This is a genomic window from Microvirga terrestris (assembly GCF_015694425.1).
Taxonomy (GTDB): domain Bacteria; phylum Pseudomonadota; class Alphaproteobacteria; order Rhizobiales; family Beijerinckiaceae; genus Microvirga; species Microvirga terrestris.
On the sequence record NZ_JADQDN010000003.1, the window covers coordinates 187,756 to 203,849 of the forward strand.

A 16,094-nucleotide genomic window follows, 5' to 3' on the forward strand; every position below is an offset into this window, starting at 1 on the left:
ACCGACTTCTCGGCTGTGCTATGGTCACGGCCAAACAGGCAAGGTCGGAGAAACAGATGTCGGACCGTTCCATCGTCAAAGCCATCGGGGTGATCAGCGGCACATCGATGGACGGCATCGACGTCTCCATCGTCGGGACGGATGGCGATACTGTCGTGAGGCCCGGACCGGGCCGCACCTTCTCCTATCCTGGCGATTTGAGGAAAACCCTTCAGGCCTTGATTGCCGAACCCGCGCGGGCGCAGAGCGAGCCGCTGGAGGATCTGGAGCAAGCCGTAACGGAGGCTCATATCGCGGCCATCCGGCGCTTCATGGAGGAGACCGGGATTTCCGCCGCGGAGGTGAAGCTCATCGGCTTTCACGGACAGACCGTCTATCACCGGCCGGAGATTCGCTTCACACGTCAGCTTGGACTTGGCAACAAGGTCGCCGACGTGCTCGGCATCGACACCGTCTACCGCTTCCGCCATGCGGATGTCGCCTCGGGCGGGGAAGGCGCTCCCTTCGTTCCGCTTTACCATCGTGCGCTCGCCAGCAACCTCGCGCAGCCGATCATGATCCTCAATCTCGGCGGCGTGGGGAATGTCACCTATATCGACGGCGATGTGGTGATCGCCTTCGATACGGGACCGGCGAGTGCGCTCCTCGACGATTTCGTGCTGCGCCGCCGCGGCCTGAGCTATGACGAGGACGGCCAGTTGGCATCCTCAGGCAAGGTCGACGAGAAACTCGTCTCCGCGTTCATGCAGAACCCGTTCTTTGATCGGCCCGCGCCGAAGTCGCTCGACCGCCAGGACTTTCATGCCCGCGCCAAGGGCGTGGAAGCGCTCTCGGATGCGGATGGCGCCGCGACCTTGGCGGAATTCACGGTGCAATCCGTTATCGCAGCCTTGCGCCATGTACCGCGCGCGCCAAAGCGCTGGCTGGTGACCGGAGGCGGGCGGCGCAATGCTCATTTCATGAAGCGCCTGCATGAGGAACTCGGTGTTGCCGTCGATCCGGTGGAAACCGTCGGCTGGGATGGCGATTTCCTTGAAGCGCAGGCCTTCGGCTATCTCGCAGTGAGGTCGACCCTCAATTTGCCCTTGAGCCTGCCGACCACGACCGGGGTGCCGCATCCCATGCCTGGCGGCGAACTCCACCGCGCCGCGTGAGACGGCCATGGCCCTGATGGATCTAATCGACGAAGCCTTCGCGCCCGCCGCCACTTCGATTAAGAGCGGCAGCATACCTGGCGCGGTTCTTGGACTCGTTACGGCAAGTGGCGGACGCGCCCTGCGATGGGCCGGCGCGGCGCAGATCGAGCCGGAGCGTGAAAATGTTTCCCGTGAAACATGGTTCGACCTCGCCTCGCTCACGAAGGTGATCTTCACGACCACGCGCATTCTGCAATTGGTCGAGGAAGGCCGGATCGCCCTCGACGATCCGTTGGTGACGATCATCCCGGATCTTCGTCAGTACGACATGAACGCGGCCGAGCGGCGGCTCACCTTTCGCCAGTGCCTCGCGCACCAGACGCATCTGCCGGCCGTGGAGCCGCTCTACACCTATGGTCAGGACCCGGACACGCTGCGCGCCTTCATTCTTCAGCGGGTCTGGCAGCCGGGACCGCCGGTTTATTCCGACATCAATTACATGCTGCTCGGCATCGCCATCGAGCGCATCACCGGGAAGGCACTGATCGATCAGCCGCTGCCGGAACGCTTCTCGTTCAGGCCCGATCCGAAGCTGTGTGCTGCGACCGAGAGGGACACTTGGCGCGGGCGCGTGGTCCGCGGCGAAGTGCATGACGAGAACGCCTTCGCCCTCGGTGGCGCCTCTGGTCATGCGGGTCTGTTCGGCACCATCGACGGTGTGCTCGACTTCGCCCGTTCGCTCCTCGACGGCACGGGGCTGTCGCCTGATTCCATCAAGGCCATCCGTACACGGGAATCCGAGAAGCGGACGGTGGGCTGGGAAGGCTTCTATCCCGGTTGGCACGGCGGCGATGCCTGCTCGCCCGACACCATCGGTCACACCGGCTTCACTGGTACCGGCCTCTGGATCGATTTCGACCGCGGGCTCGCTTGGTCGCTCCTCACAAACCGGGTTCATCCGAGCCGGCACAAGGACAGCGGGATCCTTCCTCTCCGCCGTGCAACGGGCGAGCAGGTGATCGCGTTGTTTGATCGGCTCGCCTGACTTTAAGGATGCCAACAGAAAAGTTGACGGCCGGCACCGCTCAGTCGCTTGCAGGCGATTGTTGCGGGCCACAACTGGTCCTATACTGGTCTGGAAGAAGGTTGGCATAATGGCGACAGAACATTTCAGCACCCGCTACCAGGACCTCGACACCTGGCCGAGCCTCGATGTGCTCTCGGCTTTTCTCGAGGGACAGCTCTCCGCCGTCGCGGCTGTCAGGCCTTCCCTGCCTGCCATCGCCTCCGCTGCGGAAGAGGCCGTGCCGCGTCTGCGGCGCGGCGGGCGGCTTGTGTATGCCGGCGCCGGAACCTCGGGCCGGATCGGCGTTCAGGATGGCACCGAGCTGCCGCCGACCTTCAACTGGCCCGATGACCGCATCGTCTATCTGATCGCCGGCGGCGAAGGCGCCATCATGCAGGCGGTCGAGAATGCCGAAGACTCGGTCGAGGACGGCATCGCGGGCATTCGCGACAACAAGATCGGACCCGACGATGTGGTGATCGGTGTGGCGGCCAGCGGACGGACGCCGTTCACCATTGCGGCCCTCCAGGAGGCGGCCGCCAGGGGTGCCCAGACCATTGGCATCTCCAATAATCCAGACACACCGCTGCTCGAGGTCTGCTCCCATCCGATCCTGGCCGATACGGGCGAGGAGGTGGTGGCCGGCTCGACGCGGATGAAGGCCGGCACGGCGCAGAAGGTGATCCTCAACCTTCTCTCGACTCTGATCATGGTCAGGATGGACCGGGTCTATCGCGGCCTCATGGTCAACATGCGCGCAACGAACGCCAAGCTGCGCCGCCGCAGCGAGATCATGGTCATGCAGATCACCGATTGCGACGAGGCGACGGCGACGGATGCGATCCTTGAAGCCGGCGGAGACCTGAAGACCGCCGTGCTCATCGCTATGGGCGCCAGCCTGGCGCAGGCGCAAGGCGCGCTCGAGCGCCACGACGGCAATCTGCGCAAAGCTCTGGCGGATCTCCCCAAGACGTCCTAACAGAAAGCGGACACTGACAAGAAGGCTGCGGGCGCATGGGGCTGGGGCTGGGCATCGATGCGGGCGGAACCGCCACGCGCTGGCGGTTGGCGGATGCCAGCGGACGATGCGCGGCGCAAGGCTCCGTGGCGCCCCTGACCGGCCATCTCTTTTCCGCCGCTGCTGAAGAGCGCGCCCGCCAGATCGTCCTCGATATGGCTCAAGCCGTGGTGAAGACGGGCAAGCCGCTCGGCATCATCGCGGGTATCACCGGCCTCACCCGCGAGACCCCGGCCGAGGCCACCATGCGGGCCATGTTCGCGGAAACCTTCGAACTGCCGCCCGAGAAAGTCTTCGTCGCGGAGGACATGTGGATCGCCTACCTGGCTTATTTCGAACTGGGCGAGGGCATCCTGGTCTACAGCGGCACCGGCTCCATCGGCTACTACCTGTCCGAGGACAAGCAGGTGATCCGGGTCGGCGGGCGCGGCAACCTCATCGACGATGGCGGTTCCGGCTTCTGGATCGCCCGCGAGGCCCTCAAGGCTATCCTGCGGGCAGAGGAGGAAAGCCCCGGCGCAGGCTGGACCTCGACGCTGGGCACCTGCATGGCCCGGGCGCTCGGGGGCACCGACTGGAACATCGTCCGCTCCTTCGTCTATGGCGGCGACCGGGGCAAGATCGGGTCGCTGGCCCGCGCCGTGGGTGAGGCGGCCTCTGCCGATGACGGCACGGCTCTTCGCATCCTGAACGAAGCCGGCGAGGAACTGGCTCGCCTTGCCAATGCGCTCATCAAGCGCCTCGGTCCCCGGCCGGTTGCCCTGGTGGGCGGCAGCGCGCGCCTCCACCCGATCGTCTCCAATGCCTTCCGCCAGGGGCTCATCGCCCCCGTCGAGTTCATCGCGACCGATCTGGACGCGGCCCTGACGGCCGCCCGCCTGGCCGCGACGCTCAACAGGGTATGACGAGCCGGTATAAGTCGCCCCTCCCGGAGAGACGACCGCGTCTAAGCCCTGAATTCAGCTTGGCGCTGGCGTACCTCTCCCCGGTGGGGAGAGGTGAGGACACGGCACCCGCAGCAGAGTAAAGCAACTCAAGAACTTGCCTAATGCTCCCCTCTCGTCCAAGACTCTGGCGGCGAATTCAACGAGATGATGTTCCAGCGATGCATGCTCTCTTTGTCGGACAGACCTATATCGACGTGACCTTCCTGGCGGACGAGTTGCCGACCGGGGACGAGAAGACCGTGGCACGGGATTATGCGATCTCCTTCGGCGGCAATGCGGTCACGGCGGCCTTCGCCTGCGCCAAGCTGGGACTTCCGCCGGATCTGCTCACATCGATTGCCGACGATTGGCTTGGCCGCATGTTCATCGACATGGCGGCGAAATACGGCATTTCGGTCCATCACCGGAAGGTTCACGAGTCGTCCCTGTCCTTCATCATGCCGCGCGGCGGCAAGCGTGCCATCGTGCGCTGCCGCGACGACCATTACCTGCACCCGGTGCCACCGCTGAACCTGCAGGGCTGCAGGGCGCTGCATCTCGACGGCCACCAGGCCGACGCCGCGATGCATTACGCCAAGGCCTGCCGCGAGGCTGGAATCCTCACTTCCCTCGATGGCGGCGGCCTGCGTTCCAACACCCATGAGCTCCTCGAATTCATTGATGTCGCCATCGTGGCCGAACGCCTGTGCGAGCAGATGGACCTGACCCCCGCCGGGATGTTGGAGTACCTCAAGAGCCGCGGCTGCAAGATCGGCGGCGTGACCTTGGGCGAGCGCGGCCTCGTCTGGTATGACGAGACCGGCCAGGAAGGGATCCTCCCCGCCCTCGACGTTCCGGGCGACAAGGTAGTGGACACCAACGGCGCCGGCGACATCTTCCACGGCGCCTATGTCTACTCCGCCATGGCCCGGCCGGAGCTGCCGTGGCGCGAGCACTTCATCTTCGCCCGCGGCGCCTCGTCCCATGCGATCCAATACCTCGGCAACGAGGCGAGCTTGCCGACGATTGCCGACATCGCGCAGGTGCAGGCGCAGTTTCCGGAAAAGGCCGCGTCCAAGGCCTTGCTGGACGACACAGAGATAGCTGGACAAAGCAAGCTGACAGCCTAGAACAATATTGCAAAACTGTAGCAGTATGGCATTGACGCCTCTCGTCCATATGCCTTTGTAAAGGATGTCTGCGTGAGTCCCTCTCAACCGTGGGCCTATGGACTCGATGAGATTCGCCTCCAGGGAGGAGCGGAAGGGTTCAGCCGGGAGGCGCTTTCCGAGCTCCTGGAGAACGTGCCGCTGGCCATCGCCGTCACGCTTGGATCGGATCAGCAATTCGCCTTTGCCAACCGCCTGTTCCGGTCCGCCTTGTCTGTTCCCGACGAGGATCTTGTCGGCCGGACCGTGTCCGAGGTCATGGGTGACAGATACACGCCTGAACTTTGGACATCACGCGAGAAGGTGTTCCAGACCGGCGAACCCCAGGAGCTGAAGGATCATGCCCTCGTGCTTACGCCCGGCACGACCACCTATTGGGACATCAAGCTTCTGCCGGTTCGCGATGGGGGTGACCAGATCAGCGGTATCCTGGCTCTGGCCGCCCATGTGACTGAGCGGGTCAAGGCGCGTGGTGAAGCCGAGATCAAGGCCCGCGAGGCTACTCTTCACAACGAACGTCTGGCCCTTGCCGTCGAGGCGACGGAGATGGGCCTGTGGGAATGGAACGCCCAGACCGGCGAGACCTTCTGGTCGGACCGGCAGAAGGACATCTTCGGCCTGCCGAAGAACGAGCCCGCGACCTATGAGTTCTGGCACTCAGCCATTCACCCGGACGACCGCGAACATGTGGTGAGCAGCGTCGGGTCCTTGAGCGATCCCCGTTCGGGGGGACAGATCCAGATTGAGCACAGAATTGTCCGCCCTGACGGCGAGATCCGATGGATCCTCAGCCGCGGCCGCATGCTCTACGAGATCATCAACGGCGAACTGAAACCCGCGCGCATTCTCGGAACGATCATCGACATCACCGAGCGTCGCAGGAACGAGGAGGTTCGGCAGCTTCTGGTGCAGGAGCTCAACCACCGGGTCAAGAACCTCTTCGCCATGACCAGCGGTATGATTGCCATGACGGCGCGGACGGCCGAGACGCCGAAGCAGATGGCCGCTGCCCTGCGCGGACGTATCGATGCCTTGGCCCGTGCGCACGAGCTGATCCGCCCTGCCATCACCGGCAGTGATCCGGCCGATGAAGAGACCACTGTCGAGAAGATCGTGGAAGCCATCCTGGCGCCGCACATCAGCCAGGACACGCCCTCCCCGATGATCCTGGAAGGACCGCCGGTGCGGATTGGTCCGAAGGCCGCAACGATCCTGACCCTGGTGCTGCACGAACTGGCCACCAATGCGTTGAAATACGGAGCATTGTCGGCTCCAGAAGGCCGTCTGAGAATTACCTGGGTGCGCGGCGTGATGCTCACGCTCACATGGCAGGAAGACAACGGACCGGCGACCCAAGGGGTGCCGAGCACGGAAGGCTTCGGCTCGAAGCTCGTACGCCGGAGCGTGACCGACCAGCTCGGCGGCACCATTGCCTATGACTGGCGCGCAGAAGGCCTGCATGTTCGCATCGACCTGCCGCTGAACCAGCTCGACGCCTGATCCAGCATTGTCATTCCCGGCCGGAGCGCAGCGGAGGGGAAGGGAATTCATGGCTCAGCGCGTGTGAATGGATCCCCTTCCCGCACTTCGTGCGCCGGGGATGACACCCTCCACGTCATGGCCGGGCTTGTCCCGGCCATCCCGATGCGGAGAAACGTTTCGCCTCAAATAAGCGGGATCACCGGCACAAGGCCGGTGATGACTTGGAGCGTCAGTCGCGAAAGGACGCCGAGCTCTACGCCGCCTTCTTCTGGTAATCCTTCACGTCCGAGAATTGGATCGCCTTGTAGCGGTCCACCTCGTATTGAAGGTTGAACATGTTCGGCGCCATGAACACGGGCGCCTCGTCGAGATCGCGCGCCATGGCCGACAGGTGGCTCTCGATGAACTTGTCGAGCTCCCGCGGATCGTCCGCCGTGATCCAGCGGCAGATGGAGAAGCGCGTCGGATCATAGTCGATGGGTAGGCCGTACTCGGCAGCCAAGCGCTCCTTCAGCACGTCGAGCTGCAGCGCACCCACGACGCCAACAATGGCGCCGGAGCCGTCCTGCGGCACGAAGAGCTGCACCACGCCCTCTTCCGCCATCTGCTGCAGCGCCTCGCGCAGCTTCTTCGCCTTCATGGCGTCCTGCAGCTTGATGCGGCGCAGGATTTCCGGCGCGAAGCTCGGCACGCCGCGGAAGACGATGTCCTCGCCTTCGGTGAGCGTATCGCCGATGCGCAAGGTGCCGTGGTTCGGAATGCCCACCACGTCGCCGGCCCAGGCCTCGTCCGCAATCGCACGGTCCTGCGCAAAGAAGAATTGCGGCGAGTTCAGGCTCATGGGCTTGCCCGTGCGCACGAGCTTCGCCTTCATGCCGCGCTGGAGCTTGCCGGAGCAGATGCGCATAAACGCGATACGGTCGCGGTGGTTCGGATCCATGTTGGCCTGGATCTTGAACACGAAGCCCGACATCTTCGGCTCGCTTGCCTCGACAAGCCGCTTGTCGGCCTCCTGGCCGCGCGGCGGCGGCGCATAGGCGGCCAGCGCGTCGATGAGGTCGCGCACGCCGAAATTACGCAGGGCCGAGCCAAAGAACACCGGCGTGAGATGACCTTCACGGAACGCCTGCAGGTCGAAGGGCTTGCAGGCTTCCTGCGCGAGCATCACCTCCTCCTGCCAGGCATCCGCCTCTTCCGGCGGTAGCAGGCTCATCAGCTTCGGATCGTCCGGGCCGGAGACGGGCGTCGGCTCATCATCGGTGTCGATGCGGCGAACCACGTTGCGGCGCAGGTCGAAGGTGCCGGCAAAGCTCCTGCCCTGGCTGATCGGCCAGGTGACGGGCGAGGTGTCCAGCGCCAGCGTCTTCTCGATCTCGTCGAGGAGGTCGAAGGGGCTGCGCGCCTCGCGGTCCATCTTGTTGATGAACGTCACGATCGGGATGTCGCGCATGCGGCACACCTCGAACAGCTTGCGGGTGCGCGCCTCGATGCCCTTGGCCGCGTCGATCACCATGATGGCGGAATCGACGGCGGTCAGCGTGCGGTAGGTGTCTTCCGAGAAGTCCTCGTGGCCCGGCGTGTCGAGCAGGTTGAAGACGCAGCCGCCATATTCGAAGGTCATGACCGAGGTCACCACCGAGATGCCGCGCTCCTTCTCGATGCCCATCCAGTCGGACCGGGTCGAGACGCGGTTCTTCTTGGCCTTCACCTCGCCGGCAAGCTGAATCGCGCCTCCGAACAGCAGCAGCTTTTCGGTGAGCGTGGTCTTGCCAGCATCCGGGTGGGAGATGATCGCAAAGGTTCGGCGGCGGCCCACAGGGGCCGGAAGATCGGTCATGGTTCTCAAAATTCTCTGGGATCGACATGGGGGACAGAACGCCGCAGCGCCCTGCCCTTTCGCTGGACTCTTCTCACCCCATATGGGGCTTTCCCGTCAACAACGAAAGGAGGTGATCTAGTGTCTCATTGTCATACCCTACGTTCCCCGGTTGCCGCGACCTGGATCTTGGCCTCTGTCGAGATTTGTGCGTAACGCACCTTTAAGGGCGGCTCTTCGGGGCCGTGGAACCGACAATGGAAAGGCCGCCCCTCGGGGCGGCCTTTCTTGTTTCAGGCACTGAGCAGCTTGCCGGTGCGCTTGGCCGTGGTGCCGGCGATCTTGGCCAGCCGCATGCCCTTGGTGACGAAGCGCTGGGCGATCCGGGCGAACATCACGCCGTCGCAGGGCGCATTGGCCTGGGTCAGAGCCCCAGTCAGCGGATCGACGATGTCCGCGATCACGTCGCCGGATTTCACCCGAGCCCCGATTTCAGCCTTGAAGACCAGGATGCCATAGGCCGGGGCCTTTACCGGCTCGGAGGCTGCGAGCGGCGTGGCTTGGCACAGCGGCTCCGGCACCTGCGGATCCTCACCGGCGATTGCGCCACGCAGGATCAGGTAATCGACAACCGCCGCCGCATCGGCCTGCCCTGTCTCGTGGCTCACGTCCCGCTCGCCCCGGAACTCCAGGGTGGTCGAATGGCAGCCAAAGGGGATCGGGTGATCCGGGAAGCGGTCGGCCAGTTCCGCCCAGGGGCGGCTGCAGGCCTCGTCGAAGGGCTCGTCGCCCGATACATCCGCCAGCAGATAAGCGTGAGCGCCGATCAACGCGGAGAGCGACGCGAACGCCTCCTCCGAGCGGGTATGAGTGTAGAGATGCACGACGGCTTCCGAGTCGCAGTGCAGGTCGAGGACAATGTCGGCCTCCTGAGCGAGGCCGAGCAGCGCCTTCTTCATCGCCTCGGCCGGGTTGGCCGGGGCCCAGGCCTCAAGCTCCGCCCGCAGGGCCTCGCGGATCACGCGCACATTCGATTCGCCGTCGCCGGTCAGCTTGCCTTCAATGCGATCAGCCGCCTTCGGCACGAAGTCGGGATAGCCGCGGTTGAAATTAATGCCATCGGAAAGATTGAAGCGGCCGATATGGTCGCCCAGCACCCTTTGCGCCAGGCCGATCGGATTGGCCGCAGGCACGAGCACGATCTCACCCTTGATCCGGCCCTCGTTCTCAAGGCCGGTGAGGCGCTCGCGCAGATGATGGGCTGCGATCATGCCGGGGATCTCGTCCGCATGGAGCGAGGCCTGGACATAGATGCGCGGGCGGGCGCCTTGCCCGCCGAAGCGCTGGACGGTCAGGGAGAGGTCGGCTCCGGGAGCAAGCGGAGCAAGGGCGATCTGTTCTGTTCTCATCACCAATCAGCAGGTTGGAGCGCCGGCAGCCTCGATGCGGCTTGGCGCGTTTGCGGCAGGCTCCTCAGGTAGCCTGCCACCCCTGCGATTGGAAGACGAAGCGCTCGGGATTCGTCACGATAGCGGCCAGACCCTGCAGGGCCGGCTCCGGATTGGTGATCGCGTAGACCGGGACCTTCCGGGCCCAGGCATCATGGGGCGCCTTGCGGTCGAAGGCCTCGCGGAAGCCGCCCACTTGGAGAATGTCGATCATCCGGGGCGCGATGCCACCCGCGATGAATACGCCGCCGGAGGATTCGAAGGTGAGTGCGAGATCCCCGGCAAAGCGCCCAAGGAAACGCCCGAACAAGTCCAGCGCATCCTTGGCTAGGCTGTCGCCCTCACGGGCGGCTGCGAGAACGTCGTTGGGCATGGTGAAGGGGCAGTCGACGCAGCGATGGGCGGCGAGCGCCCTGGCGATGCGGAAGAGTCCCGGACCCGACAGCACGACCTCACCGGAGATGCGCCCGCCCACACGCTCCAGATGCGGCCAGAGGGCGGTTTCCTCATCCGTAATGGGCCCGAACTCCATGTGGCCCGCCTCGGTCGCCAGAATGGCGAAGCGGTCCTCCACCGGCACTAGGGCGCCTGCCCCGAGTCCTGTGCCGGGCCCCAGGACGACCCGCGCGCCGGATTTGGCTGGCGGGAACACCCCGATAGGCGCGAGATCGCCCTTCGCCTCTTCGAGCACCGTCACCGAAGCTGCCACCGGCGTGTAGTCGTTGACGAGGGTCACACGCTCGAGACCCAATGTCCGGCCGATCGCCTCGGCATCGATGAGCCAATGGGCGTTGGTCAGCCGGATCGCGGGCGCGTCCACCCGCGTCGCCACAGCGATGATGGCTGAGCGGGGCGCAGGCCCCTCATAGGCTCCCAGCGCGATCCTGATCGCACCGACCGGATCGGGCGTCTGCGCCGTCAGGGCGCGCGGCAGGAGCTGAACGGTCCCGCCAGGCGCAGGCAGAACGGCGAAGCGGGCATTGGTGCCGCCGATATCGCCGAGCAGAACGGGAAATGCGAACATTAAAGCCTATCGTCCTTTTTGCCTTCCGCGTCCGATGACGACCATCAGAACGCCTCCTCCCAGCTCCGGCTCAGGCGCACGGCCGAGTTGATGAGACCGACCATGGAATAGGTCTGCGGGAAGTTGCCCCACAGCTCTCCGGTGGTGAAATCCGCATCTTCGGAGAACAGTCCGAAGGAATTGCGCAGGCTCAGGATATGCTCAAACAATTCCTTCGCCTCCTCCTTGCGCCCGATGGCGTTCAGGGCATCCACGTACCAGAAGCCGCAGATCATGAAAGCCGTGTGCATAAGCCCGAAATCGTCTTCCACATCATAACGCAGAAGCAGGTCCCCCCGTCGCAATTTCGTCCCGACGGCTTCCACGGTAGCGACGAAGCGCGGATCGTCCGCCTTGACGAAATCGAGCTCCGCCAGGAGCAGGAGCGTGGCGTCGAGGTCCGTGCCGCCGAAGGACGACACGAATGTGCCCTTGTCGGCGTTGTAGGCACGCTCATCGATGACCCGGTGCATGTGCTCGGCATTCTCGCGCCAGAAGGCGGCCCGGTCCTCGCGTCCCATGGCCTCGGCGATCTTGATGAGCCGGTCGCAGGCCGCCCAGCACATCACGCTCGGAAAAGTATGCACGGCCGCTTTGGTGCGCAGCTCCCAGGGGCCGGCATCGGGCTTGTCGAATACCTCGATGGCCCTGTGACCGAGCTTTTCCAGATGCTCGAACAGGGCCTTGTTGCCGGTGCGGATCAGGCGCTTGTCGAGAAAGGCGTGAACGGAGGCGAGCACGACGCTGCCATAGGCATCGTTCTGGATCTGCGTATAAGCCGCATTGCCGACGCGCACCGGACCCATGCCGCGATAGCCCGCGAGCGCGGTGGCTTCCCGCTCCTCGAGATCGGGTGAGCGGGTGATGCTGAAGAGCGGCGGCATGTCCTTCTGGTCGGGAATGGCGTCCATGTCGTCGACGATGTTGGTGATGTAGGTGAGGTATTCCTCCATCGTCTTGGTGGTGCCGAGCCGGTTGAGGGCCTGGATCACGAAATAGGCGTCGCGCAGCCAGCAATAGCGATAATCCCAGTTGCGCTGCGTGTGCGGCGCTTCCGGCACCGAGGTGGTGAGCGCCGCCACGATGGCGCCCGTCTCCTCGAAGTTGCACAGCTTGAGCGTGATGGCGGCGCGGATCACCGCCTCCTGCCAGTCGAACGGGATGGAGAGCGAACGCACCCAGTCGCGCCAGAAATCGACCGTGCTGTCGAGGAAGGCCCGGGCCGTGGTGTCGGCCTCCGAGCGCAGGGGCTCGTCCTCGCCGAAGAAGAACGACATGGGCCGGTCCACCACGAAGAAGCGCTCGTCCTGGACATAGGAAATCGATGCGTCGGTGGTCAGGCGCAGAGAATAGTCAGGGCCGACGAAGCGCAGATGATTGCTGCCGCGGGTCAGGCCGGGCGGGGATTCGCCCCAGTCGAAATGCGGACGAAGACGGATGCGGATGCGCGGGCGCCCCTTGATGGGCTGGACACGGCGCACAAGCATGGGCGGACGGAAGGTGCGGTCGAAATGCTTGAAGCGGGGCGCGAAATCCGTGACCTCGACGATGTTGCCGGAGGAGTCCGTCATGCGAGACACGAGCACTGCCGTGTTCTGGAGATAGCTCTGCTCGCAGCTCACTAGGCCTGCCATGTCGATGGCGAAGACGCCCTTCTGGTCCGCATCGCTCTGTCCTTCAGGGCAATCGAGCAGGGCCGAAAAAACGGGGTCTCCATCGAATCGCGGAAAGCAGCTCCAGACGATCTGCGCGCGGCGATCGACCAGGGCCGAGATCATGCAATTGCCGATGACGGCAAGGTCCAACGAACTCATATCAACAATCATCCTCTTTGAAAGGAAGAGAACCTTCGGACGCCCATAGTGACAGGCGGTGGCGCAGTTCCGCAGGCGTTCCGAGGCGCACCTTGGCGATGGTCTCGCCGCCACCGATGCGCACGGACAGGCCGCCATGGGCGTTCACGGTCTTGAAGCCGTTCTCGTCGGTCAGGTCGTCGCCAATGAAGACCGGACGCCGCCCCTTATAAGGGACCTCGTGAAGAAACCGCTCGATCACCTTGCCCTTCCCTGCCGCCGAGGGCAGGATTTCTGCCACAGCTTTGCCGTGCTGAACACGGTAATCGTTGCCCAAAGCCTCGATGGCAGCATGCGCGGTGGCCAGCGCGAAGTCCTTCTCGTGCGGGGCCAGCCGCCAATGGATCGCAACCGAGCAGCCCTTGTCCTCGATCAGGATGCCCTCCTTATCTGCAACGATCGTCTTCAGACGCGCCACCATGTTCCGCAGGGCAGGATGCTCGTCCGGATCGCACATGGAGAGCCGTCCGGCGATGCGATGCTCGAGCCCATGCAATCCTGCCATGTCGAATTCATGGGGCACAAAGCGCCCGTCGAGAAATTCAACAGGACGTCCGCTGACGATCGCGAGCGCACCGCCAAGCCGTTCCTGAAGCTTGGTGAGAACTTGCGGCAGGGTCGGATCCACCGCAACCGCATCGGGACGTTCGACGATATCGACGAGCGTCCCGTCGAAATCGAGAAAGAGGGCATAATCCCCGTTCGTCCTGGCCATCGCCTTTTGTCCTGTCGAAACGTCACGCATTGGCCGGTGCCCGCCTGCGCCCTCTGGCGATCAGCTGCCTGATCCGCTGCTGCTTGCGCAGTCGGGAGGCTGCGAGCAGCATTTGCCCGGCCCAACGATAGACATTGCGCTCCTTGACCTGATCGCGCATCAGCCGCATGCGCTCGCGCTGCTCCGGCTGCGACATGGTCAGGGCGCGGTTGATGGCCTGCCCCATGGCATGGGCGTTGTAGGGATTGACGATCAGCGCCTCGGACAATTCGCGCGAGGCTCCGGCGAAGGCCGAGAGGATGAGCACGCCCTGCTCGTCGTCGCGGGCCGCCACGAACTCCTTGGCGACCAAATTCATGCCGTCGTGCAGGCTCGATACGATGCAGAGATCCGCTGCGCGAAACAGCTCGAACACCTCGTCGGGCTCGTGGTGGCGGATGAGGAGCCTGATGGGCTGGTATCCGTCGCCCCCATGACGCTCGTTGATGTCGCGGGCGAGCGCTTCGGCCTCTTCTTGGAGCAGGCGGTAATTGGCGAGCTTGCTGCGCGTCGGGGCAGCAACCTGCACGAAGGTGAAGTTGCCTCGCCATTCCGGATTCTCCCCGATGAGCGCGTCGATGGCCTGCATGCGGTCGAGAATGCCCTTGGTGTAATCGAACCGCTCGATGCCGACGCCGATCCGCATGTCCGGCGACAAGCCTAAGCGCTCGCGCACGATGCGGCGACATTCCTCAATCGGCTTCTGACCTTCCATGGCGGTTGGGGGCCATTCGATAGAGATGGGATAGGGGCGAATCAGGGTCTCCTCGCCGCCGAAGAACACCGAATCCTTCTCCCGGTCGATGCGGCTTTCCACGAAAGAATCGACCGAATCCAGGAAGTTGTTGCAATGGGCCTGGGTGTGGAAGCCGAGGATCGACGAGCCGAGCAGCCCATCGACGATCTCCTCGCGCCAAGGGCAGATGCCGAAGGTCTCGGCATTGGGCCAGGGGATATGCCAGAAAGTCACGATGGTCGCATTGGGCAACCGGTCACGGATCATGCGCGGCAGCAGGGCGAAATGGTAGTCCTGCACCAGGATGATCGGATCCTCGCGCTTGGCCTCGGCCACAATGGCCTCGGCGAATTTCTCATTCACCGAGCGGTAGTATTGCCAGTCGGCTTCGCGGAAGATCGGCCGCACGAAGGCGATATGGCAGAGCGGCCAGAGGCCTTCATTGGCGGCCCCGTAATAGTAACCGTCCTGCTCCTCCTCCGACAGCCAGACCCGGCGCAGGGTGTAGGACGGGTGATTCGGCGGGACGGGCACCCGGTCGCTGGCATCGACCACGTCCCGGTCCGCCGTGCCGCTGCCATGGGCGACCCATGTGCCGCCGCAGGCGCGCACCACCGGCTCCAGAGCCGACACGAGGCCACTTGCGGGAATCTGAAGGGAGATCTCGCCGGTCTCGGTGCGATTGTGGATGTAGGGCTCGCGGTTCGATACCACGATGACCTCGGAGCCGGACAGTTCGTTGGCCAGCGCCGCTCTTAACGTATCTGGGCTCCAATCCGTATGAGCGGCATCGATGGTCCGCCGGGAGGATTCCAGCTCCTGGAGCACGTCGCGGATTTCCTTGCCGAGGGGGATGATATTCTCCTCCACGGCCGGCTGCGCATTGCCCGCGCGGGCGCTCTCCAGCGCCTGCCGGATGGAGGCGAGCCACCGGCGCATGATGAGGGCGGCAATCATGGCAGCGAGCGCCGCCGCCCCGAAGGCGACGCCGGCAAGGGCCAGGAAGAGATAGTTCCTCGCTTCCCCACCGCGCTGGTCGGCATAGCTCAGATCGTGCAGGACGACGAGGTGACCTGAGCGCCCGCCTGCATTCAGAGGAAAGGAACTGACCAGAACGTTGTGATCCTGATTCCTGACGGTGGAGAAGCTCTCCGCATCGGAGCGGGAGGCCTCCGTACAGGAGAAGGACTTGGGCATGTTGGCCGTCGGGAAACGTAGCTCCTGCCCGTCGCAATACCCGATGGCGAGCACGCGCTCGTCGGAGGCGATGCGCTCGAACAGATTGCCGATCTGCTGAGCATCGCTGCGAGCGAGCAGACCGCTGACTTGGTCGCGAACGGAATTGAACACGAGGCGGGATCGCAGCTCGACGTCACGGCGCGACCATTGCTCCACAAAGGATGTCGCAAAAGGCAGCACGGCCAGGATGACGATGGCCGCCACCAGCATCGCAATGCCGCCAAAGCGCAGGATGATCTTCAAGACGCTTTTTCCTCAAGAAAACCAATACCTTCATCGAAGCGGCTTGGCGAGGCTCCGCGGCAAGCCGTCTGGAGATTGCTTCGATGGGCGGCCGCAGGGACGCGGCCGTTGCCCCTGTTATGGGCTCTTGAGCGGAACTTTCCAG

General features: G+C 64.1%; 12 protein-coding genes. 6 read left to right on the forward strand and 6 right to left on the reverse strand.

Annotated elements, in window-relative coordinates:
- Positions 1 to 56 precede the first annotated feature (56 nt).
- From I2H36_RS07935 to I2H36_RS07960, 6 genes are all read left to right on the forward strand, one after another.
- Positions 57 to 1,154: an anhydro-N-acetylmuramic acid kinase gene (locus I2H36_RS07935; RefSeq protein WP_196263355.1), complete on the forward strand. Its 1,098-nt coding sequence runs from the start codon at positions 57 to 59 to the stop codon at positions 1,152 to 1,154.
- Between the two features lie 7 nt (positions 1,155 to 1,161).
- Positions 1,162 to 2,181 (forward strand): serine hydrolase domain-containing protein, encoded by a 1,020-nt coding sequence (locus I2H36_RS07940; protein WP_196263356.1) that lies wholly within the window; start codon positions 1,162 to 1,164, stop codon positions 2,179 to 2,181.
- A 109-nt stretch (positions 2,182 to 2,290) separates the two neighbouring features.
- The gene (locus tag I2H36_RS07945; protein ID WP_196263357.1) at positions 2,291 to 3,181 is read left to right on the forward strand and encodes an N-acetylmuramic acid 6-phosphate etherase; all 891 of its coding nucleotides are present in this window, start codon (positions 2,291 to 2,293) and stop codon (positions 3,179 to 3,181) included.
- Between the two features lie 35 nt (positions 3,182 to 3,216).
- Positions 3,217 to 4,125, forward strand: coding sequence for an N-acetylglucosamine kinase (locus tag I2H36_RS07950; protein ID WP_196263358.1), 909 nt, complete (start codon positions 3,217 to 3,219; stop codon positions 4,123 to 4,125).
- 200 nt (positions 4,126 to 4,325) lie between these two features.
- A complete protein-coding gene (locus I2H36_RS07955; RefSeq protein ID WP_196263359.1) occupies positions 4,326 to 5,276 on the forward strand; it encodes a sugar kinase in 951 nt (316 codons plus the stop codon).
- 72 nt (positions 5,277 to 5,348) lie between these two features.
- A complete protein-coding gene (locus I2H36_RS07960) occupies positions 5,349 to 6,815 on the forward strand; it encodes a PAS domain-containing protein (protein ID WP_196263360.1) in 1,467 nt (488 codons plus the stop codon).
- 235 nt (positions 6,816 to 7,050) lie between these two features.
- Here the strand turns inward: I2H36_RS07960 and I2H36_RS07965 are convergent, their stop codons facing one another.
- The 6 genes from I2H36_RS07965 to I2H36_RS07990 all read right to left on the reverse strand — a co-directional run bounded on the left by I2H36_RS07965 (position 7,051) and on the right by I2H36_RS07990 (position 15,916).
- Positions 7,051 to 8,634, reverse strand: a complete 1,584-nt coding sequence (locus I2H36_RS07965; protein ID WP_196263361.1) for a peptide chain release factor 3 — start codon at positions 8,632 to 8,634, stop codon at positions 7,051 to 7,053.
- A 272-nt stretch (positions 8,635 to 8,906) separates the two neighbouring features.
- Positions 8,907 to 10,022: a succinylglutamate desuccinylase/aspartoacylase family protein gene (locus I2H36_RS07970; RefSeq protein WP_196263362.1), complete on the reverse strand. Its 1,116-nt coding sequence runs from the start codon at positions 10,020 to 10,022 to the stop codon at positions 8,907 to 8,909.
- A gap of 64 nt (positions 10,023 to 10,086) precedes the next feature.
- Positions 10,087 to 11,067: a glucokinase gene (locus I2H36_RS07975; protein ID WP_425523292.1), complete on the reverse strand. Its 981-nt coding sequence runs from the start codon at positions 11,065 to 11,067 to the stop codon at positions 10,087 to 10,089.
- A gap of 62 nt (positions 11,068 to 11,129) precedes the next feature.
- A complete protein-coding gene (locus I2H36_RS07980; RefSeq protein WP_196263364.1) occupies positions 11,130 to 12,938 on the reverse strand; it encodes a glycoside hydrolase family 15 protein in 1,809 nt (602 codons plus the stop codon).
- 1 nt (position 12,939) lies between these two features.
- Positions 12,940 to 13,692, reverse strand: coding sequence for a trehalose-phosphatase (otsB, locus tag I2H36_RS07985; protein WP_196263365.1), 753 nt, complete (start codon positions 13,690 to 13,692; stop codon positions 12,940 to 12,942).
- 22 nt (positions 13,693 to 13,714) lie between these two features.
- A complete protein-coding gene (locus tag I2H36_RS07990) occupies positions 13,715 to 15,916 on the reverse strand; it encodes an alpha,alpha-trehalose-phosphate synthase (UDP-forming) (protein ID WP_246718724.1) in 2,202 nt (733 codons plus the stop codon).
- Positions 15,917 to 16,094 lie beyond the last annotated feature (178 nt).